Raw genomic sequence first — 17957 nt, 5'->3', positions numbered from 1 at the left:
AGTAAGATCTCTAATGATTTTTTATTAATCCTAGAAGTTGAAATAGATTTTTCACCTTATTAACTTTTAGATCTTCATAAAAATTAAACCTATCTAAAAGTACAGGGGATATACCAGCCCTTATGGCTCCTAAATAATCAATTTCATAGACATCCCCTACATGTAGTATCGGTTTTCCATGTTTTTCTATAGCTATTCTAAAAATTCTAGGATGTGGTTTCATTATACCATAATCACATGAAGCTATGATATCATCGAGATATTTATCTAATCCTAAATCGGATACAATTCTATAAACAGATCTAGTAGAATTAGTTATCATAATTACTTTAAAATTCTCATCTTTTAATTTCTTGAGAAAGGGTTCAGAGTCCTCGAATAATTCCCATTTATCTGACAATAGTGGAATATTTTTTAATTCTTCTAATAAGCATTTCTTTGGAGTAATATTCAGTTCTGATAAAAGTTCTTTATAATCTAATACACTTAGACCACCTAAAATAGGATCGGGAAAGTGGTCTTTTCCAAGTAACTTATATACTGTTCTGAATACCTTTTTCTCTGATACATTATATCCTTTTTTAACTAGAAAATAATATATGGGCTGATGAAATTTTGGTGAGAAGCTTACTAAGGTTTCTCCCATGTCAACAAATATGATTTTTCTCATTTTTTATCCCTGATTAGAAACTTAGGTGGTTCTATATTTTCACTTTTACATCTTGGGCATTTACTTGGTTTTTTAGGAATTTCTAAGTTAAAAATGTATCCGCAATCTCTGCAATAGGGTAAATATACGATTAGTTGATAGTCTTTATGTTTAGAGGACTTTGCAATGTGATATAAGTGTTCATATACTTCTTTCTCCTTTTGAATTCCTAAATTCTTTTTAATCTCCTTTGCGGTCAAAGGTCTTTCGGAATATTTAAGGAGCAATACTATTTTTTCTCTTATTGACAAAAAATCAAATTCAGTCTGCATTACATTAAATTAGTAGTTATTCTTTGATATATTTCTTCTACTTTCCCTAATATTTGTTCATTTGTAACACCCCTTTTCATAGCATAAATAGACGCTCCTCCAGCACCCACTCCTTCTTTGACAAAGCCTTTTTCATAAACTTTTAGCCCCTCGAACTTGGAATTAGTAAAATCCAGCCATGCAGCTAAAATTGGAATTCCTACTGCCTTAGCTAAGCCTATTATATCAGAACTTCTATCGTTAATTATCCATTTAGTAGTTCCAATTGCAATGTCTTTAAGCTTATTTTTATTAAATTCTTTTATTATAGCAGCTGCTGCTGTCATCTGAGTACCTCCAGCTAGTAATATTTTTCCTTTAAATCCTAATGCTATACCAGAAACTCCTAAGAGCATAGGGTCAGAAAGTTTAGCTAATTTTCCCATTAAATCACTGGGAAGATCTTTTATTGCTTCATAAACTATTTTTTTCTTAAGTTCTTTTGGATTTTCCGGTGATGCTGAGCTAACTTTATCAAGAGCATCATAACCTAAACCGACTAACACAGCCATGGCAGTTGTTGTTCCAGCGGGTATTGATTCACCTATAATAAGGAAGTCGAAAGAATTTGAGAATTCTTCACCAAGGCTTACACCATTATTTAATATTCTTTCTGCAACTTCCTTTCTTAAACTACCCTTTCTAATGTCACCTCCTGGTTCTCCTCCTAAATCGATTAATGGTAAATTTGGTTTAATTCTACTTCCGGCATTTACCACTAATCTAGGTATTTTTACAAATTCTAATGAAGCCCTAGTTATGATAGCTGGTGTAGGAATTCCATTTGGCGTAACTGGAACAGTATTTATAACTGAGCATTTACCCTTAATTAAAAATTCAGCATCTGCAGCAGGTGTAAAATGTGTTAATTCCGGTGTGGTACCAGCTACTGTTAATCCGGGGATTAAGCTTATGTCTGTAGTTGCTATGACTAAAATATATAAAGACCTTGAATTTTCTGGAATATCAAATTCCCCGTTAAAAATTTTAACTGACATGTCAACAAACTTTTCTTTTAAAAATTTTTAATACTTTATCGTGTTTTGGGATAACTATAGACTTGTTGAGTTAGGAACAAAAGTAAGCCTAGAAGAATTCATAAATAACAAGGAATTAAAGGAAAAAGTTAAGAGAGGGATAAGAGGTTTATATGAAGACGTAATTAATGAAGTAGAAAGGTGCATAGGTAAAAGAGATGAGGAAGCAATTTGGGATCTAGCAAAATCTGGTAAAATAAGTCCTAATAATATCCAAGAATTTTTAGATATAATTTCTATGGCTAAAAACATTGATAAGATAGATGATATAATACTTTATGGAATGCTAGTTAGGATTATGGAAGATTTAGAAGAATTATATATTAACTTAAAATGCTAGTTTTCTAATTTCATCTATGGCAATTTTCACTTCATCCTCTAGATTATAGAAATGAGTAGAAATTCTTACCCCATTACCTCTAGGTGATACTACAATTTTCTTCTCTAGTAATCTTCTTGATAATTCTTTTGGATTATTTGTTTTTATTATAACTATTCCAGCTTTTTTATTTTTCGGGGTTATAACTTCTAATCCTTGCTCTTCTGCGTACTTTATTACAAAATCCGTTAGATTTTGAATTCTTGAGTATATTTCATCCTTATGCTGTGATACGATTTCACATGACTTCGCTAAGGCTATATTAGCTGCTACATCTATTGTACCAATCTCAAATCTTCTAGGTCCTTTTTCCAACATAAAATTCTCCGAGTTAAAATCAAGATAATTAGAAGATGATCTCCATCCATAAAATGGCGGATCTTCTATCAAACCCTTTTTTACATACATAAACCCAGAACCTTGAGGACCCATTAACCATTTATATCCACCGGCAACTGCAAAATCTATGTCAAAATCTTTTACGTTTACTTCTGTTGCTCCTGCGCTTTGAATAATATCAACTAATGTGTATGCACCTACGGACTTAGCTTCTTTAGAAATTTTCTTTATGTCTAATTTTACTCCAGTATTAAAACTAACATGACTTATAGCTATTAATCTAGTTTTTTTACTTATACTAGAAAGTAAATCATCTTCAAAATTTTCTAGTCTGGGTTTTACTATTACTATCTTTATATTTTTCTTTTTAAGTTTAAAAAATGGATACGTAACTGCAGGAAATTCTAGACTATCAGTAACTATTTCGTCACCTTCATTAAGATCTAAACCGTGAGCTATAATATTTATTCCAAAACTAGTATTTGGTATAAAAGATATTGTATCTGGTTCTGCATTTATTAATTTCCCAACCTTTTCTCTAAGGTGATAAAAGTCATCATTTTCCTCATCATTTACAGGTAAGGAACCGTATCTTGAAATATCTAACAAATATCTCAAGCTTTCATATAATATAGGTAAAGGTATAGGAGATATTGCAGCATGATTTAAATAAACGTATTCTTTTGTCACTGGTACTAAATTTCTAAAGTCTTCATGAAATTTCATCCTTAATCTCCTTTACGACTTCTGGGTCTTCAAGTATTGAAGCATCAATTTCCTTATTTAAAAGTATATCTCTTAAAATTCTTCTTACAGTCTTACCACTTCTAGATTTAGGTAACTTTTCTACGACATAAACATCATGAATAACATAAATTGGTCCTAACGCATCAAGAACTTTTCTTTTAATTTCCTCTTTATCTACTTTTCCAACTATAAAGATTGCCAGCTTTTCACCTCTAATTTCGTCTGGAATACCTACTACTGCTACATCTTTCACTCCATCAATACTAGCTATTATACTTTCAACTTCTCCACTTGTAATTCTATGCCCTGCAACTTTAATCATATCGTCTGCTCTTCCTACTATCTTTATATAAGTTCCATCAAATATTGCTAAATCTCCGGTATCATGGAAACCAAATTTCTCAAAATATTCTGTAAATTTCTTTTCATTATTTAATATTCCTATAAATTGAGTCGGAAAAGGAGTTTTTGCAACTAGATAGCCAGGTTTGTTTCTCACTGTCTTCCCCTCATCATCCAATGTATCTAAGACTATACCAGGAAAAGGTACACCTGCATATCCTATCTTCGGTTTTATGCTCTCTAGTGAATAAGGTATTCCTACTACATAGCCCAATTCGCTTTGTCCATATACATCAGTAACTTTATCTGCAATTTTTAATGCATAATTCCAGTTTTTTTCATCAAATATCTCTCCTGCAGTAGCAATATATTCTACTCTTGGAAGTTTTATATCATATTTCATCAACAATCTTATTAAAGTGGGAGAAGTGAATAGTACTTTGGGTTGCTCTTCTTCAATTATTTTAACTAATCTATCTTTAGGATAATCTGGAGCTCCTTCCATAAATATAAAAGTAGAGCCATGAAGTAAAGTACCATACATTATTCTAGAGAAAGTTATCCAGCCGACATCTGTAGTAGTTAGGACCTTATCACCAGGTTTTAGTCCAAAAAGTAAATCAAATACTGTATAATCTCCTACCATCCACGCACCATGAGGCAAAATTACTCCTTTAGGCTTACCCGTAGTACCAGAAGTGTACATCACTTTTAATGGTTCATTAGCTTCTATTTCTTCCACTTTTACTTCGTCGCTATCTAAAAGTTTGCGGATTTCATCTTCATCATTTCTTTCAAAATTAATATCCCCTTCTATTAATAGGGGTATTTCTTTTCCTCTCCTAAAGGTCTTTCTTGATGATATGACAAGGTCTGGATTAAAATCATTAAGCCTAGATTTTATAGCCTCAATACCTAGTCCAGCAAAGATAAGGGTATAAATAGCACCAATTTTAGCTGTTCCTAAAATTGAGGCCAATGTTAGTATAGAATTGGGTGAATAAATAGCAATCCTCATACCTTTTTTAATTCCCCTCTTTTTAAGTAAGTTTGCAATAGAGTTACTTAGCCTATTTAGTTCATCATATGTTATTTCTATTCTTTTTCCCTCTTCTCCATACCAAATTAATGCCTTGCCTTGATGTGTATTAACGGAATTATAGGCTATATTAGTTTTACCATTAACAAACCATTTTGCAATGTATTTGTCCCTTATTATAACACTATTCCACTTAGAAAACCATTCTAATTTATTAGCAAAAGAACTCCAATATTTTTCTGGGTGTTCTATTGAATATTGATAAAGAGTGAAATAATCCATATCTATTCTACTACTAGTTTTGGCATAACCCATTTATTAGATTTAAATATTTCATAAGGAATACTGAAACCATGGGCAAATGTTAGTTCTGCAGTTGAGATTATAATGTCTTGGTCTTTCAATTCAGTCGTTAGTTTAGTTAATGCGTTTTTATTAACGTGATATTGAGATATATAAGTGCCATTATCAAGTTCTACAACCCATAATAAGTAAGGAGAATCATAAAAATAGTCACCTTTTGTAGTTACTAAATAATTTGTGTCTCCAAGAGTATACATGAATCCTTTAATAAATTTCTTAATGTGCTTAAAATGAACTAAGTCATGATAAAAATGGAAAGTATAGGGATTCGTTTGAATATTTACAATTAACTCCACATCTTTTTTATCAAGATTCAGTAAAGATTCTGAAGCATAAGAGATATATACTTCTTTTTCATTACATTTCCAGATATTATTGTTAAAATCGTAACATTCTTCATTATTTATAAACCTATAATATTTGCGAATATAAGAAATTTCACAGATAGAAGAGGTTTCTTCTAGAACAGTTATGAGTTTACTCCTATAATTTAAATAATTTTCATAATTTGTGTAAAACATTAGAAGAAATTTATTATCTTCAAGGTCTCCTCTAAACAAACTTGTCAAAGGCCCCATTAGTTGTTTTGCTGTATCGTATTTTAAAGAAGTTTTGTTACACCATATTGCCCCTTTATTTAATCCCATCTTTTCAGTTTCTATTAAGGGGAAAATTGATAATTTATCTTGTAAAAGTAATTTTTTATATATTTTAGTAATAATGGGGAAAGGAACATTTGATAAGCTTGATAGAATTCTTAAATTTCCGCCTATTCTCTTTATAAACCGTATAAGATGGATTTTTAAATTATTCTCATCCATATGTTAATGATTTCTTAATATAGGTATATTAATTTTAATAGAAATTATCAAAATCTATCTATATAATTTCTAAAATCCAAAATTAAAATAGAAAAATATCATTCATTATAACTAACTACTATTATTGTATTTCCACAATATGGGCACGAAGAATAGGATCTACTGAATGTTTTTCCGCACGCTTTGCATATAAATTTGTATTTCTTTCTATTTCTAATTCTAATATTTAATTTTACAGATTTGAATTCTATACCAAGATTTAATAATAAATTTTGTAGTGTTAAATCATCTGTGAAAACTATACTAGGTCTTAGTTCATATGCAAGTGCCGCTATGCTTAAATCTGTTTTTGAGAGAGTATAAGCAGAAATCTTTTCTGCAATTTTCTTCGTCTTTTTCAAGGTATTCTCTTCTGGTTCCATAATAATTATTTTTCCGGCCATAATTGCAAGGTCTAATAATTCTCTAGATTTTTTATCTTTTATCTCATTTATAACAAGACTATTGGTGTATATTTTTTCATAGTAGTTTTGCAGACCAGCTAAAAATGCCCCAGTATCAAAAACAATTTTATGTGAATAGTCCATCAAATTCAATTAAGTTAAAAAACCTTAATATTTTTGCTTTTCTTTTAGAGAGAGTTATAGTTAATTCCTCGTCTTCTTTACTTATTAAATTTCCTACAATTTCTCCGTCACTAATAACTCTGACATTTTGTGTTCTTCCTTTATCTTCCAATTTTACAAGTATTGTCTCTGTCTGAGGGATTATTAGAGCTTTTATGTTTGGAATAATAGGATTTATGAACGTTATTTCAATTCCATTAATATCTTTATGGAGTAAGACTCTAGTTGCTGAATAGCTCCATGCCCAACTACCTTGTGGCGTAGCTATAAGTACACCATCTCCTTCAAAGAGAATTTTTCTTTCTTTTATATTAACACTACCATATACTGTCTCCGGGTTGTTGAATAAAATAGCTATTTCATTAAAAGCAATTGTGTTTATATTTTTGCTTTTAGCCTCAAGCATAGGATATTCTTCTATTGTATATTTATTTTTCTGTAATAGTTCAAGAGCTTCTTTAATGTTTTCGGGTCTTATATCTAGTAAGGCTGAGCGACGTCCAAATTTCACTCCTAAGATTGGTATGCCATCTTTTACTGCTCTTAATAAGGTTCCATCGCCACCTATTACTAAAACCACATCTGGGTCATTTTCAGTTATCTTAAAACCCAAGTTTTCAGCCAAATTTTTAACGTATTTACTAAACTCAATTGCGTCAGGGGAGTTTTTAGTAAATATTTTCAATTTCATTAAATTATTCTCCTCTATTCTGTTAAAATAGTTACAGATAAGGTAAATATTTTACTTTCATTAATTAGTTCTATTTCCCCAATATAGTTCAATAATCTTATTTTATATATCTTCTGTTTTATACCATTATATTTTATAGTTAACCAAGGGTTAACTCCAGATACTATAATAGTTGCTTTGCCATGAAGTTTAATCTTAAGTTTTTCATTGGGCTTTAGAATTATGTTTTCTTGCTTAGCGTCATTCCCAACATATTCTATTCCTACTCTTATGATTTTTCTATAGTATCTAAACCACATATTTATTAATAAAATAAAACCAAGGAAATAAATTGTAATGATAAATACATCAATACTCATTTTTTGTCCTATATAAACATAAACATTAAGGTTTAAATAGTATAAGCAAAAGGAGATTATTGGGGATTATTTTGACAGAATACGATATGGTAGTGATAGGAGGAGGTCCAGTAGGTCTGTATGCAACTTTTTATGCAGGATTAAGAGATATGAAAGCATTACTTATTGATGCACAAGATGAGTTGGGAGGACAACTCGTTACATTGTATCCAGAAAAAATGGTATATGATGTAGGTGGCTTCCCTGGAATTTTAGCATATGAGTTAGCACAACAGTTGGTCGAGCAAGCAAAAATGTTCTCACCAGATATTAGAATTAAAGAATGGGCAGATATGATTGAAAGAACGCAAGATAACATGTGGGTTGTTAAAACAGACAAAGGTAATTCTTTCAAGACTAAAACAATTCTTATAGCTGCCGGTATAGGTAAAATGACTCCATCAAGATTAGGAGCTAAAGGCGAAGTAGAATATGAAAATAAGGGAGTATACTACACTGTAAGAAGAAAGAAAGATTTTGAAGGAAAAAGAGTTTTAATTGTAGGAGGGGGAGATTCAGCTGTAGATTGGGCATTGACTTTAGCCCCTGTAGCCAAATCAGTAACATTGATTCATAGAAGAGACCAGTTTAGGGCTCATGAAAGAAGTGTAAAGCAGCTATATCAAGTAGCAACAGTTTATACGTGGCATGAATTGAAAGAAGTTAGAGGAGACGGAAATAGAGTAACGCAAGCTGTAATATTTGATAATAGGACCAAGGACGAGAAAATATTAGATGTAGATGCTGTAATAATCAGTATTGGTTTCAAAGGAGATTTAGGAAATATGCCAAAGTGGGGTGTAAATATGAAGGGAAGGGATATTATAGTTAATGCTAAAATGGAAACTAACTTACCTGGAGTTTATGCTGCTGGTGATATTGCTTCACAAGAAGGTGCACCAAAATTAGCATTAATAGCAGTCGGATTTGGGCAAGCTGCCATTGCTGTAAGTGTCGCAAAGAAATATATTGATCCAAATGCTTCATTATTTGCTGGCCATAGTTCTGAAATGGATAAGTTCAAAAAATGATATGCATAAAGGTAGAAAAAAATAGGGCAATAGATGTTATAAGTAATTTTATATCAGATATTTTTTCAATTTTTACAGATGGAAAATATATCTACATAGAAGTAAATTCCAATAAAAAAATAGAAAAATATGAAGTTGTAGATTGTTCAAAAATTAAAAAGAGAACACCCAGATTAAGTGATTTAATACCGGGAGTTAGAAGTTTTTATCTTATTGGTGATATTTTATTAATTTCGCCTAAAAAAGAGGTAGATACAAATCTATTAAGTCAAATAATACTTAAAATAAATCCTAAAGTAAAAACGATATTTATAAGAAAAAAAGTAGAAGGAGAGCTAAGAATAAATGAGCTGAAGTTTATTGGGGGCGAATATAAAACAACTACTATATATAGAGAAAATAATATAAATTTCTTTATTGATATTGCTAAAGTTTATGTAAATCCTAGTTTAGCGAATGAGAGATTAGAATTATCTAAAGAAATAGAGTGTAATAAATATATTTTAGACGCATTTTGTGGATATGGTGCATTTACCCTTTATTTACTTTTAAAATGTTATTACATTGTAGCTGGAGATTTAAATATTGACGGTCTTTATATGCTAAAGAAATCTTTAAGGCTTAATAAGTTACGTGGTTATGTTGATATTGTACAATATGATGCATCCTTTCTTCCTTTTAGAGATAAAGCTTTCAATGTTATAGTTGCTGATAATCCTACTATGATTGTTAATTTCAAAGAAGAGTTATGTAGAATTGGAGATGAGATAATATTCTATGTTTTAGCAAAAAATGAAAAAGAAGCAAAAGAGAAACTAGGTGGGGATAGATGGGTTCCAGTTAACGACTATTCTAAGGATCTGAGAATCTTCAAGGGGAAGGTCAGATGCTAAAATATAAGTCACTAATTCAGCTTTATTTTCTTTAAGTTCTTTGATTATTTCCCTTTTTATATCCTTAGCTGATTTATCCGCTTTAATCATAATTGTTGAGTTATCTGCTGTATAATTAGATTTTCTAATAATTATTTTGTTTGGATTTTCTAGAGTTAAATTTTCATTACCATAACCATGTATAATGTCAATCATATCGTTTACCTTTATAATCACATATACATATCCACCCTTCTTTATCAATTGTTTTACTTCTGGGGAAAGATCATATGCTCCTTTATTAGCATTTATTCCAATAATACAATCTCCTTTAGGAGTCAGATAATTATCTTTTGTAATTTCTAGTGTACTTCTATGGGTAGCTTTTACGTTATTATGTCCATATGCTTTAACAATATCAATTGCTATCATTTTCTTTCGCTAAAATAAATGTAAATCCCCTTACTTCAATAAGTTTTGCCTCAGTAAGTTCAGCAATTTTTCTTGCAAACTCTTTTCTATTTTCTACTTCTATTCCTATTTTTATCTTAACTACTTTATGTTCCTTTAGCCGTCTTTTTATTTCATTTATAATTTCTTCTGTTACTCCTTTTTTACCTATTCTTACATCTGCATGACTAGCTTTTGCTTTTTTTATTAGTTGTTTTATACTGTAATTTGTATCTTCTTGTCCATCCACAATATAAACATGTTCTTACTAAGACTTTATTTTTTATTCTTCTTCTTTCAGTGATTCCAATGATAAGGGGAGTAAAACATTTTCTACAAAATAATCTTTTGTACTCTATTGGTATTTTAAACTTTAATTTCCTTGAATAAAGTAGTGCAAGCTTTATATACATTCTTGCGAGCTCTATATTATTATTTTTAGCAAGCTCAATTGCGAGTCTTATGAGCTGTAATGATCTCTTTTTATACATCTTCACATTTTTTACTCTGACCATTATTGACTAGTAGTGTGAAAATCAACCTTATATTACTTGACTCATCCCTAGAGCTAGTTCCAAAAGAAATAGCTTCTCATCCAGCTGTAATTAGAAATGCAAGGAAAAGGAATAAAAAGCCAGAACATACAATTTTAGACATTTCGTTACATTATCATGCAATGAAAAACCTTCCAAATTGGCGGAAGAGAGGCAGACCAGACATTGTACATTTAGCGCTTTTAATGTTTCTCACAGAGAAAGTTCCAATAAAGGGAGAAGTTTATATTCATACGATAGATGGTAAAATTATATACGTAAATAGTAATATGAGACCTCCTAAGAATTACAATAGATTTATTGGACTAGCTGAACAGCTTTTGTTGCATGGTCAAGTTCCAATAAATGATGTAAATCCTTTAATGAAAATATTAAACATTAAACTAACTGATCTAAAGAGTAAGTATAAAATAGGTGTATTAAGTGAAGATGGTAAAAAAGTAAAACCAGAGGAGTTATGCAATTTAGGAGAAAATTGGTTACTTGGTGTTGGTGCTTTTCCTCATGGTGATTTTTCAGAGGAAATTAAAGGTGTTGCAGATGAGTATTTTTCTATAAGTAATTATAAACTGGAAACTCACCAAGTTATATGCAGGATTATTTCTGCCTGTCTTCAACAGTTAGGTTGGCCTTAGCTTTGACTAGTATAATTCCTCCTGGTAAAGGTGTCATTGATAAAATATTAAATCCATATTCTTCTAAAATTTTTTTAAGTATATGAGCTGCACATGTTGTGGATTCTAATCCAAATCCAGTACCAGTAATTCTAAAATCTATTGTATCACCATTTTGTTTTACTGAAATGTCTTTAATGGGTAACATCTCTTTAATTTTATCATAAATATCTAGTAGCTCACTTATAGTTGATGCTTTAGTTTTTAAATATGAAGCTACTTGCATTCCTGTAGTTTCACAAATTTCTATGGCCTTCTTTTGATCACTATCATAAGCCATTTTTATTAAATTTTCTAAGTACCATACAGTAACAGGAACAATCTCTAAGTCTCTAATTATTCTATAATATTCTACGAGGGATATTAAAGTTTCAGAATCGCCACCTTCTTTTAATATTTCTGCAACGGCTTTTAGTGCCAAATTAGTTATTGCATATAACGTATAACCTTTTTTCTTAGCTTCTTGTTCCAGTTCGTCTAATATATCTGAGTCAGCTGCTATATTAACTCTTGGCAAATTTACACCACAAAATACTATTAAAAAATGAATGTTAAATAGCTTATCTTTCCTACTTTATAAAAATTAGTGATGTGGTGAGAAGGCTATTATATCAAATATTACGAAAAGGATCAATAGGATAACAAATACTCCAAGATACCAATTATCATACTTAAATAAGGCTTTAATAAGATCGCCGAAAGAATTTATTTCATATTCTTCACTCTTCTTTTCAGCCATAATTTCACCTTAAAAATACTTAATTTTATCATTAATAAATTTATTGTCCAATATCTTATAAAAACTTCATTAAAGTATGTGATATAATGAAATTTATAATTCTCAAGGTAATATAAATCTGTGGACTTTGCTGAGATAGTAAGATTACTTAGAGTAATAGGGCCTAATATAAGATTATTATCAAAATTATCTAAAATAGAAGAGAGTGTATTATACGATTTTCTTAGTAAGATTCAAAGTCTTAAGTTTACTCCCATCACTAAGATCTCAACTTTATCTATATGTGAAAAAGGAATAATCAGAAGAAGTATAAAAAATAATAAAGGCTTAGCATTAGAGGGAGACTTCGAAGTAAAGGAAATTAGAAATTATTCTGGAATACCTACTATGTATAATTTTTTACTCGATGAATGGGATCTTTCACTAGAAGTTAAGTCTGATTATGTTTCAGTTTATCCTCACGAGTTTGATAAGGTAGAAAGAATTTCGTCGCTAAAATCCTTATCACTCAAAGAGCCATTATTGAGTATGATAAGAGCTTCTTCAATTAAAGGTTTTATAGTAGACTATGGAAAAAGAGATTTTTATATTGATGTTCTAACTTTTGATACTGATATAGTAGATTCACTTCAATACATTCCTTTTATCAGAATAGGGTTTTTGTTAAAGGATTCTGAAGATTTACCACTTTATTTAATTGAATTATTTGTTCCAGAGAAATATCTTACGTTTACTATTAAGATCATAAGATATATTTGTGAGACAAAAAAGTGTCAAATACTAATAGCAACTGATAACTTCTGGTCTTCAAAAAAGATTATATGATATCAATTTTCTTTACTTTAGGTAATATTCCTCTCTCTGCTGTTAAATTATAGAATATTTCCATACCTCTTTTTACATCTTCTAATGGTACATTATATTCCTGTATATCAGCCCAGATAGTTTTTCTTATAATTTCCTCATCGATGTTCTCTTTATGTGCTTCTTTCATTATCTCAGCATCTTTTCTTATAATTTCATCAATATGTTTCTCAGCATACTTCTTACTTTTTTCATAAACCTCCTTGAATTTAAGAGCAATATCCTTTCCTAAGTCTTTATTAATCACAACTGTTCCTAAAGGCATAGGAACGTTTCCTGCCAAGTTCTTCCATAAGTCCCACATACTAGTTACTCTATTAACTTTTATTCCAAGTTTTTCTAAAGCATACATCATTTTTATCTCATGTACTGCAACTAATGCATCCCCTTCTTTTCCTAAGGCTTTTATCTCATCTAACACTTTCTTTACAATGACTAGTTTATTATACTTCCCTATCAAGAGTTTGTAAAGTGTAAATGCTGTAGTATTATGACCATGTACAATAATTCTTGACTTCTTTAAATCTTCAATTGATAGAGGAGTAAGTGATATTACAGGCATTCCAGTTATACCATCTATGGCAGAAGCAATTGCATTTCCTAGAATATAATAATCGTCTTGTATATATGGATACATAGCTGCTGAAGGTACTGCTACATCAACTTCCTTCTTTAATACCTTTTCATTAGTATCCTGGACCGTTGTAATTATCTCAAATTCTAAATTAAAACCTTCAGGTTTTATTATTCCCTCAATTAATGGTATAAATGGATATAGATCTCCAGAATCAGCTAATGGGCCAACTTTTATTGTTACCATATTCCTTTCTTATATGTGGATAATAAAAATGTTTGTCGCAATAGGTTCCACAAACAAAGCTAAAGTTGAGGCTGTAAAGGAAGCTTTAAAAATTATAGGCCTTAATGCTGACGTAATAAGCGTAAATGTAGAATCTGGAGTTTCTTCTCAACCTTTTTGCCATGAGACTTTTGTCGGTGCTAGAAATAGGGCTTATAATGCTTTAAACGCAACAAATGCAGATATAGGAATAGGAATCGAAGGAGGTATTTGTTATTATGAAAATAAATACTTAGCATTTGCTGTGGTTTATGCTGCGAATAAAGAAGGATTAGAAAATTTTTCTTTTTCAATGGCATTTTCTCTTCCGTCTACAATGGTTAAACATATTCTTGAAGGTAAAGAATTAGGAGAAGCTACAGATTTAATTTTTTCAACTAAGGATAGCAAACAACATGAAGGTGCAATAGGATATTTAACTAAAGTGATTACAAGAAAAGAACTTTATATTCAACCAGTAATAGCTGCACTTTACCCATTCTATAATAAAATAGAATAGCTTCAATCTTGCGCAAAGAAAGTTTCGTTTCTAATAAAAGTTACTTTATGTTTATAATCATTATAAATATCTTTAATAATGTCATTTAGTAAAGCTTCTCTTTACTTAGGAGTACTATGAAAGTACTTAGTAATATGTTCTTTAATAGGATTAACAGCAATTCAAGGAATTATGAATCATATTTTAAATGGAAATTTACTGATTACTAAATTTGTGAAATGATAATATATTGAAAATAAATACTCATTCTTTATGTATTATCTTCCTACTAATCCTAAGAATAATTTCCCTATCTCAGGCAATTTTACAGTATCATGCTCATTCGGTCTTGGTACTGAAGCTAGATATATTCCGTATTGTTCTCTAATACCATTTTCTTTTGGTTCACCATAAGGGGAGAAAAGTATGAAATCCTCTACTTTATTAATTACTTCTTTAACGAATCCGTCTATAACCTTATATATTTCACATTTACTTTCCTTTCCATCATTAAGTAATATTCTATCTATTGCATTTACACTAACAATAACTGGATAATCATCAATATACTCAAAGATAGCCTTCTTTACTTTTTCTATTTCTTCGCTAGTAGATAATGAATTATTATAAGGTAAATTTACTTCTCCATAAGTAGGATTAGTTATCGGTATATTAATTAAAACTGAATTGGTTAACTTAGCTAATTTTAATTCTGGTACATTAGTGAGAAATTGGTCAGTTTTTACGTACTCCATTTGAAGTATTGATAGCCACGCTGGAGTAGGATGATAATTTAACTCTTTATTAACTACAACTCCTCTAAATGTACTACTAAAGAGCATCATTAAAAATCTAGGATTACATTTCATAAAACTAGAATAACTTAGTCCTGGAATACCAAGAAGAATTGGTTTCAATTTTATTCACCTAATAAATTCTTAATTCTTATCTCTATTTCTTCTCTTGGAACGGCACCTATAATTTCGTCTACGGGTTCACCATCTTTAAAGAAGATAACTGTCGGTAGACTCATGACACCATATCTTGCGGCAATGTCTGGATTTTCGTCGCTGTTTAGCTTTCCAAATCCAACTTGTGGATAATCTTCTGCTAATTCCTCAATTATTGGTGCAAGGATTAAACATGGTGCACACCATTCTGCCCAAAAATCAACTACTGCGATTTTATGCGAAGCTAAGAAAGAGTCAAAGTTTTTACTATCTAAATGAATTACTTCTCCTTTAGGCTTTTGGCTCATAAGTTCTTTAGCTTTCTTCTCTAGCAATTTTTCTAATTCAGGGTCTTTCTCAGTTGTCATACTAATTTTATCTTTACTCGTCATTTAAAAAGTTTATTTTATCTTATCTTTTATAAATAATTTATGGCTGATTTAACTATAATCGGTTCTGGAATCACGGGACTACTTATATCAAAGCTTTTTAATGGAGAAAGTGAGATATATGAAGACGTAAGAGGGATAGAAAAACTTAATTCTAATGCAAGTTTATGGACAATTATACCTCCTTTATGTGGGAAATATAAACAAATTTGTGAAAATTCCATAAATTTTTATGAAGAAATGGGTAATAAATACAATATCTTTCATAAAAGAGTATATACTTTAACAGATAAAGAACTTAGTAATAACGTAATAAGTGAAGATGAATTAGCAAATTTAGAACCAAATCTAAGGATAAATAGTACGCTTAGAAAAATAGAAAATAGTTTCTTTATTGAAGGTGAGGAATTAATTAAAAAACTAGCTCTTGAGAGTAATATTAAATTCGGGAAAAAAGTTGTTGCTATAGATGTAAAAAATGATGAAATTAAATATATAAAATTAAGTTCTGGTGAAAAAATAGCGATTAAAAGATTAATAATTGCGGGAGGATATGGAATTAAGGAACTATATCCAATTGATCTTATTCCTTATAAAGGACATCTTGTGATCACAAAATCTCCCTATAGTTTAACTGGAATTATTCATTATAAAGGGAAAATAATGGTAAAAGGAGAAAATAATCTTTATATAAATGGAGACTCTATTAATGATTCTTCTCTTTCTTTTGACTATGAAATAATTAAAGACCATATTTACACGTTATCTCAAATTTTTCCCTTAGATATAGATTTGAAGATAAGAGTGGGAATTAGAAGCGTATCTAGTGACGGTGAACCAATAGTTAAAAAAATATATAAAAATGCTGTAATAGTTACCGGTTTCAGATTTGGTTTTGCCTTAGCACCTTATTTAGCTAAAGAAGCTTTAAGAATAATCGAGGAGATGTAGAATGGATATCAGAATTATTTACTCAATGCAAGATGCTGTAGGTAAAACAATAAAAGAACTTGGATACAAGTTTGAAGAAATTAATGAAGACATTATAGACTTTAGATACCAAAAGGGAGACGTTATAGTAGTTTTTTCAAGACATGAGAGCTCTTCTAAAATACCATCCTTAACTGTGCATTATCCTGGTAATCCTACTGATAAGACAATGGGTGGAGAGCCAAAGAAATTAGGTATAGCTTTTCCTTCACTGTTGACTTCAATTTATAGGGAAATAAGAAAAATTAATACGGATATAGAAAAAGCCATAGAAGCTACACATCACGGACCCACATATCAACATGTACCAATCATCTTTGTAGAGATAGGTAGTTCTAAGGAATATTGGGAAAACAAAGAACTTGTAAAAACTTTAATAGAAGCCGCATTAAGAGGTATAGATAAATATAAGGAAATAGAATGTGAAAATAAAATAGTAGGTTTCGGAGGGACACATTATACCCCATATTTTTCTCTATTAGCCGAAAAGAGTTGTGTAGGGCATATAATCTCTAAATACTATCTCGCAGAACTTTCTAACGAAGTTATATTACAAACAGTTAATAATACAATAGAAAAGATTGACACGGTTATGTTTGATAATGTAAACTCGAAGATCAGAGAAAAGATAGTTAATTTGCTAGCTACTTATAAATTAAACTTCAAGTTTAGATAATAATTCATTAGTAATTATTGGTGCACCAACAGATAAAATTCTACAATTATTAATACTCTCACATCTAACAATAGTTATGCTGGCATTAGGAATATGTAGTCCCCACGCTGAAATATCATCAAGATCTAAAACATAGGCTAAAAAAGCTCTAATAGGATCAAAATGGCTAACTGCAATTACTGTTTCTTTTTCTTTTATTACGCTTTCTACAAAGTTAACCATTCTTCTCTTTAATGAATCCCACGGTTCTACTCCTTTTACATTAAGCTCTTTTCTTGCTACTCTTAATTTCCAATGGTCAAATTGGTCTATTTTAGTATTATTTAATTCTCCTAGTTCTCTTTCTCGTAACCTATCATCTATAATAGGTATGATATTTAAAACCTCGCCTATTATCATAGCTGTTTGGTAAGCCCTTAAAACTGGACTACTGTATATTTTTTTAGGTGATATTTTTTTAAGTTCATTTGCGGTATTGTAAACTTGCCTTCTTCCTTCATCAGTTAAAGGATAACTATTTATATCGTCTGATAAAATCCTATTTACGTTCGAAATAGATTGACCGTGTCTAATGAATACAATTAATGTCATCAAATCTTTTTTACGTTTAATCTTAATATTATTATCGT

Annotated in this window: 26 protein-coding genes; 8 read left to right on the top strand and 18 right to left on the bottom strand. The window is 30.1% G+C overall.

Annotation, left to right across the window (positions count from 1 at the left end):
- Positions 1-10: 10 nt before the first annotated feature.
- From D1869_RS11695 to cobT, 3 genes are read right to left on the bottom strand one after another with little or no spacing between them, the layout of a single operon-like run.
- Positions 11-670 carry an HAD family hydrolase gene (locus D1869_RS11695; protein WP_156015229.1) on the bottom strand — a complete coding sequence of 220 codons (660 nt, stop codon included), beginning with the start codon at positions 668-670 and terminating at the stop codon, positions 11-13.
- Positions 667-981 (bottom strand): transcriptional regulator, encoded by a 315-nt coding sequence (locus D1869_RS11690; RefSeq protein WP_010980224.1) that lies wholly within the window; start codon positions 979-981, stop codon positions 667-669. Before D1869_RS11690 ends, D1869_RS11695 begins: the two co-directional genes overlap by 4 nt.
- The gene (cobT, locus tag D1869_RS11685) at positions 981-2018 is read right to left on the bottom strand and encodes a nicotinate mononucleotide-dependent phosphoribosyltransferase CobT (RefSeq protein WP_156015228.1); all 1038 of its coding nucleotides are present in this window, start codon (positions 2016-2018) and stop codon (positions 981-983) included. Before cobT ends, D1869_RS11690 begins: the two co-directional genes overlap by 1 nt.
- 40 nt (positions 2019-2058) lie before the next feature.
- On the opposite strand from cobT, the gene D1869_RS11680 reads away from it, so the two are divergent.
- Positions 2059-2397: a hypothetical protein gene (locus D1869_RS11680; protein ID WP_221267070.1), complete on the top strand. Its 339-nt coding sequence runs from the start codon at positions 2059-2061 to the stop codon at positions 2395-2397.
- Here D1869_RS11680 and D1869_RS11675 read toward each other — a convergent pair.
- From D1869_RS11675 to D1869_RS11650, 6 genes are all read right to left on the bottom strand, one after another.
- Positions 2386-3501 (bottom strand): aminotransferase class V-fold PLP-dependent enzyme, encoded by a 1116-nt coding sequence (locus D1869_RS11675; protein ID WP_156015226.1) that lies wholly within the window; start codon positions 3499-3501, stop codon positions 2386-2388. The two genes, D1869_RS11680 and D1869_RS11675, sit on opposite strands and share 12 nt — an antisense overlap.
- The gene (locus D1869_RS11670) at positions 3488-5185 is read right to left on the bottom strand and encodes an AMP-binding protein (RefSeq protein ID WP_156015974.1); all 1698 of its coding nucleotides are present in this window, start codon (positions 5183-5185) and stop codon (positions 3488-3490) included. The genes D1869_RS11675 and D1869_RS11670 overlap by 14 nt, the downstream gene beginning before the upstream one ends.
- A 2-nt stretch (positions 5186-5187) precedes the next feature.
- Positions 5188-6087 carry a hypothetical protein gene (locus D1869_RS11665; RefSeq protein WP_156015225.1) on the bottom strand — a complete coding sequence of 300 codons (900 nt, stop codon included), beginning with the start codon at positions 6085-6087 and terminating at the stop codon, positions 5188-5190.
- 98 nt (positions 6088-6185) lie between these two features.
- A complete protein-coding gene (locus D1869_RS11660; protein WP_156015224.1) occupies positions 6186-6674 on the bottom strand; it encodes an NOB1 family endonuclease in 489 nt (162 codons plus the stop codon).
- Positions 6658-7404, bottom strand: a complete 747-nt coding sequence (locus D1869_RS11655) for an NAD(+)/NADH kinase (protein WP_010980216.1) — start codon at positions 7402-7404, stop codon at positions 6658-6660. The genes D1869_RS11660 and D1869_RS11655 overlap by 17 nt, the downstream gene beginning before the upstream one ends.
- 14 nt (positions 7405-7418) lie before the next feature.
- Positions 7419-7763 (bottom strand): hypothetical protein, encoded by a 345-nt coding sequence (locus tag D1869_RS11650; protein ID WP_010980214.1) that lies wholly within the window; start codon positions 7761-7763, stop codon positions 7419-7421.
- Positions 7764-7834: 71 nt separating this feature from the next.
- Between D1869_RS11650 and D1869_RS11645 the strand changes: the two genes are divergently transcribed.
- Together D1869_RS11645 and D1869_RS11640 are read left to right on the top strand one after the other, a co-directional pair.
- A complete protein-coding gene (locus tag D1869_RS11645) occupies positions 7835-8833 on the top strand; it encodes an NAD(P)/FAD-dependent oxidoreductase (RefSeq protein WP_052847017.1) in 999 nt (332 codons plus the stop codon).
- Entirely contained in the window at positions 8830-9726 is an 897-nt protein-coding gene (locus D1869_RS11640; protein WP_156015223.1) for a class I SAM-dependent methyltransferase, read from the top strand. Before D1869_RS11645 ends, D1869_RS11640 begins: the two co-directional genes overlap by 4 nt.
- On the opposite strand, the gene D1869_RS11635 is transcribed toward D1869_RS11640, so the two are convergent.
- The 3 genes from D1869_RS11635 to D1869_RS11625 are packed head-to-tail and all read right to left on the bottom strand — an operon-like array spanning position 9649 to position 10670.
- The gene (locus tag D1869_RS11635; RefSeq protein WP_156015222.1) at positions 9649-10137 is read right to left on the bottom strand and encodes a DUF371 domain-containing protein; all 489 of its coding nucleotides are present in this window, start codon (positions 10135-10137) and stop codon (positions 9649-9651) included. The two genes, D1869_RS11640 and D1869_RS11635, sit on opposite strands and share 78 nt — an antisense overlap.
- Entirely contained in the window at positions 10124-10405 is a 282-nt protein-coding gene (locus tag D1869_RS11630; RefSeq protein WP_010980210.1) for a YhbY family RNA-binding protein, read from the bottom strand. Before D1869_RS11630 ends, D1869_RS11635 begins: the two co-directional genes overlap by 14 nt.
- The gene (locus D1869_RS11625) at positions 10344-10670 is read right to left on the bottom strand and encodes a ribonuclease P protein component 4 (protein WP_010980209.1); all 327 of its coding nucleotides are present in this window, start codon (positions 10668-10670) and stop codon (positions 10344-10346) included. The genes D1869_RS11630 and D1869_RS11625 overlap by 62 nt, the downstream gene beginning before the upstream one ends.
- 14 nt (positions 10671-10684) lie before the next feature.
- Here D1869_RS11625 and D1869_RS11620 point away from each other — a divergent pair, with 14 nt between their 5' ends.
- Positions 10685-11344: a 16S rRNA methyltransferase gene (locus D1869_RS11620; RefSeq protein ID WP_156015221.1), complete on the top strand. Its 660-nt coding sequence runs from the start codon at positions 10685-10687 to the stop codon at positions 11342-11344.
- On the opposite strand, the gene D1869_RS11615 is transcribed toward D1869_RS11620, so the two are convergent.
- Positions 11307-11900: a hypothetical protein gene (locus D1869_RS11615; RefSeq protein WP_156015220.1), complete on the bottom strand. Its 594-nt coding sequence runs from the start codon at positions 11898-11900 to the stop codon at positions 11307-11309. The two genes, D1869_RS11620 and D1869_RS11615, sit on opposite strands and share 38 nt — an antisense overlap.
- A gap of 66 nt (positions 11901-11966) precedes the next feature.
- Positions 11967-12122: a hypothetical protein gene (locus D1869_RS15200; RefSeq protein ID WP_168066337.1), complete on the bottom strand. Its 156-nt coding sequence runs from the start codon at positions 12120-12122 to the stop codon at positions 11967-11969.
- 120 nt (positions 12123-12242) lie between these two features.
- Between D1869_RS15200 and D1869_RS11610 the strand changes: the two genes are divergently transcribed.
- On the top strand, positions 12243-12947 hold the full coding sequence (locus D1869_RS11610) for a hypothetical protein (RefSeq protein WP_156015219.1): 705 nt from the start codon (positions 12243-12245) through the stop codon (positions 12945-12947).
- Here the strand turns inward: D1869_RS11610 and D1869_RS11605 are convergent.
- Positions 12940-13806, bottom strand: a complete 867-nt coding sequence (locus D1869_RS11605) for a menaquinone biosynthesis family protein (RefSeq protein ID WP_156015218.1) — start codon at positions 13804-13806, stop codon at positions 12940-12942. The genes D1869_RS11610 and D1869_RS11605 overlap by 8 nt on opposite strands.
- Before the next feature lie 13 nt (positions 13807-13819).
- Between D1869_RS11605 and yjjX the strand changes: the two genes are divergently transcribed.
- Positions 13820-14344, top strand: coding sequence for an inosine/xanthosine triphosphatase (gene yjjX, locus D1869_RS11600; RefSeq protein WP_231113621.1), 525 nt, complete (start codon positions 13820-13822; stop codon positions 14342-14344).
- 257 nt (positions 14345-14601) lie between these two features.
- Here yjjX and D1869_RS11595 read toward each other — a convergent pair whose 3' ends face one another.
- The gene (locus tag D1869_RS11595) at positions 14602-15240 is read right to left on the bottom strand and encodes a hypothetical protein (protein ID WP_231113620.1); all 639 of its coding nucleotides are present in this window, start codon (positions 15238-15240) and stop codon (positions 14602-14604) included.
- A 2-nt stretch (positions 15241-15242) separates the two neighbouring features.
- Positions 15243-15641, bottom strand: a complete 399-nt coding sequence (gene trxA / locus D1869_RS11590; RefSeq protein ID WP_156015217.1) for a thioredoxin — start codon at positions 15639-15641, stop codon at positions 15243-15245.
- 63 nt (positions 15642-15704) lie between these two features.
- On the opposite strand from trxA, the gene D1869_RS11585 reads away from it, so the two are divergent.
- Together D1869_RS11585 and D1869_RS11580 are read left to right on the top strand one after the other, a co-directional pair.
- Positions 15705-16613: an NAD(P)/FAD-dependent oxidoreductase gene (locus D1869_RS11585; protein WP_010980201.1), complete on the top strand. Its 909-nt coding sequence runs from the start codon at positions 15705-15707 to the stop codon at positions 16611-16613.
- Position 16614: 1 nt separating this feature from the next.
- Positions 16615-17328 (top strand): D-aminoacyl-tRNA deacylase, encoded by a 714-nt coding sequence (locus D1869_RS11580; protein WP_156015216.1) that lies wholly within the window; start codon positions 16615-16617, stop codon positions 17326-17328.
- Here D1869_RS11580 and D1869_RS11575 read toward each other — a convergent pair.
- A complete protein-coding gene (locus tag D1869_RS11575) occupies positions 17308-17919 on the bottom strand; it encodes a 2,3-diphosphoglycerate-dependent phosphoglycerate mutase (RefSeq protein WP_052846725.1) in 612 nt (203 codons plus the stop codon). The genes D1869_RS11580 and D1869_RS11575 overlap by 21 nt on opposite strands.
- Positions 17920-17957 lie beyond the last annotated feature (38 nt).

The sequence above is a fragment of the Sulfurisphaera ohwakuensis genome (assembly GCF_009729055.1).
GTDB classification, from domain to species: domain Archaea; phylum Thermoproteota; class Thermoprotei_A; order Sulfolobales; family Sulfolobaceae; genus Sulfurisphaera; species Sulfurisphaera ohwakuensis.
This window is presented reverse-complemented; position numbering and strand designations above follow the sequence as displayed.

Coding starts and splice junctions, on each gene's coding strand:
- D1869_RS11585 (WP_010980201.1), top strand. CDS start 15,705: ATGGCTGATTTAACTATAATCGGTTCTGGAATCACGGGACTACTTATA.
- D1869_RS11670 (WP_156015974.1), bottom strand. CDS start 5,185: ATGGATTATTTCACTCTTTATCAATATTCAATAGAACACCCAGAAAAA.
- D1869_RS11580 (WP_156015216.1), top strand. CDS start 16,615: ATGGATATCAGAATTATTTACTCAATGCAAGATGCTGTAGGTAAAACA.
- yjjX (WP_231113621.1), top strand. CDS start 13,820: ATGTGGATAATAAAAATGTTTGTCGCAATAGGTTCCACAAACAAAGCT.
- D1869_RS11665 (WP_156015225.1), bottom strand. CDS start 6,087: ATGGATGAGAATAATTTAAAAATCCATCTTATACGGTTTATAAAGAGA.
- D1869_RS11655 (WP_010980216.1), bottom strand. CDS start 7,404: ATGAAATTGAAAATATTTACTAAAAACTCCCCTGACGCAATTGAGTTT.
- D1869_RS11660 (WP_156015224.1), bottom strand. CDS start 6,674: ATGGACTATTCACATAAAATTGTTTTTGATACTGGGGCATTTTTAGCT.
- D1869_RS11625 (WP_010980209.1), bottom strand. CDS start 10,670: ATGGTCAGAGTAAAAAATGTGAAGATGTATAAAAAGAGATCATTACAG.
- D1869_RS11575 (WP_052846725.1), bottom strand. CDS start 17,919: ATGACATTAATTGTATTCATTAGACACGGTCAATCTATTTCGAACGTA.
- trxA (WP_156015217.1), bottom strand. CDS start 15,641: ATGACAACTGAGAAAGACCCTGAATTAGAAAAATTGCTAGAGAAGAAA.
- cobT (WP_156015228.1), bottom strand. CDS start 2,018: ATGTCAGTTAAAATTTTTAACGGGGAATTTGATATTCCAGAAAATTCA.
- D1869_RS11695 (WP_156015229.1), bottom strand. CDS start 670: ATGAGAAAAATCATATTTGTTGACATGGGAGAAACCTTAGTAAGCTTC.
- D1869_RS11640 (WP_156015223.1), top strand. CDS start 8,830: ATGATATGCATAAAGGTAGAAAAAAATAGGGCAATAGATGTTATAAGT.
- D1869_RS15200 (WP_168066337.1), bottom strand. CDS start 12,122: ATGGCTGAAAAGAAGAGTGAAGAATATGAAATAAATTCTTTCGGCGAT.
- D1869_RS11650 (WP_010980214.1), bottom strand. CDS start 7,763: ATGAGTATTGATGTATTTATCATTACAATTTATTTCCTTGGTTTTATT.
- D1869_RS11635 (WP_156015222.1), bottom strand. CDS start 10,137: ATGATAGCAATTGATATTGTTAAAGCATATGGACATAATAACGTAAAA.
- D1869_RS11675 (WP_156015226.1), bottom strand. CDS start 3,501: ATGAAATTTCATGAAGACTTTAGAAATTTAGTACCAGTGACAAAAGAA.
- D1869_RS11605 (WP_156015218.1), bottom strand. CDS start 13,806: ATGGTAACAATAAAAGTTGGCCCATTAGCTGATTCTGGAGATCTATAT.
- D1869_RS11690 (WP_010980224.1), bottom strand. CDS start 981: ATGCAGACTGAATTTGATTTTTTGTCAATAAGAGAAAAAATAGTATTG.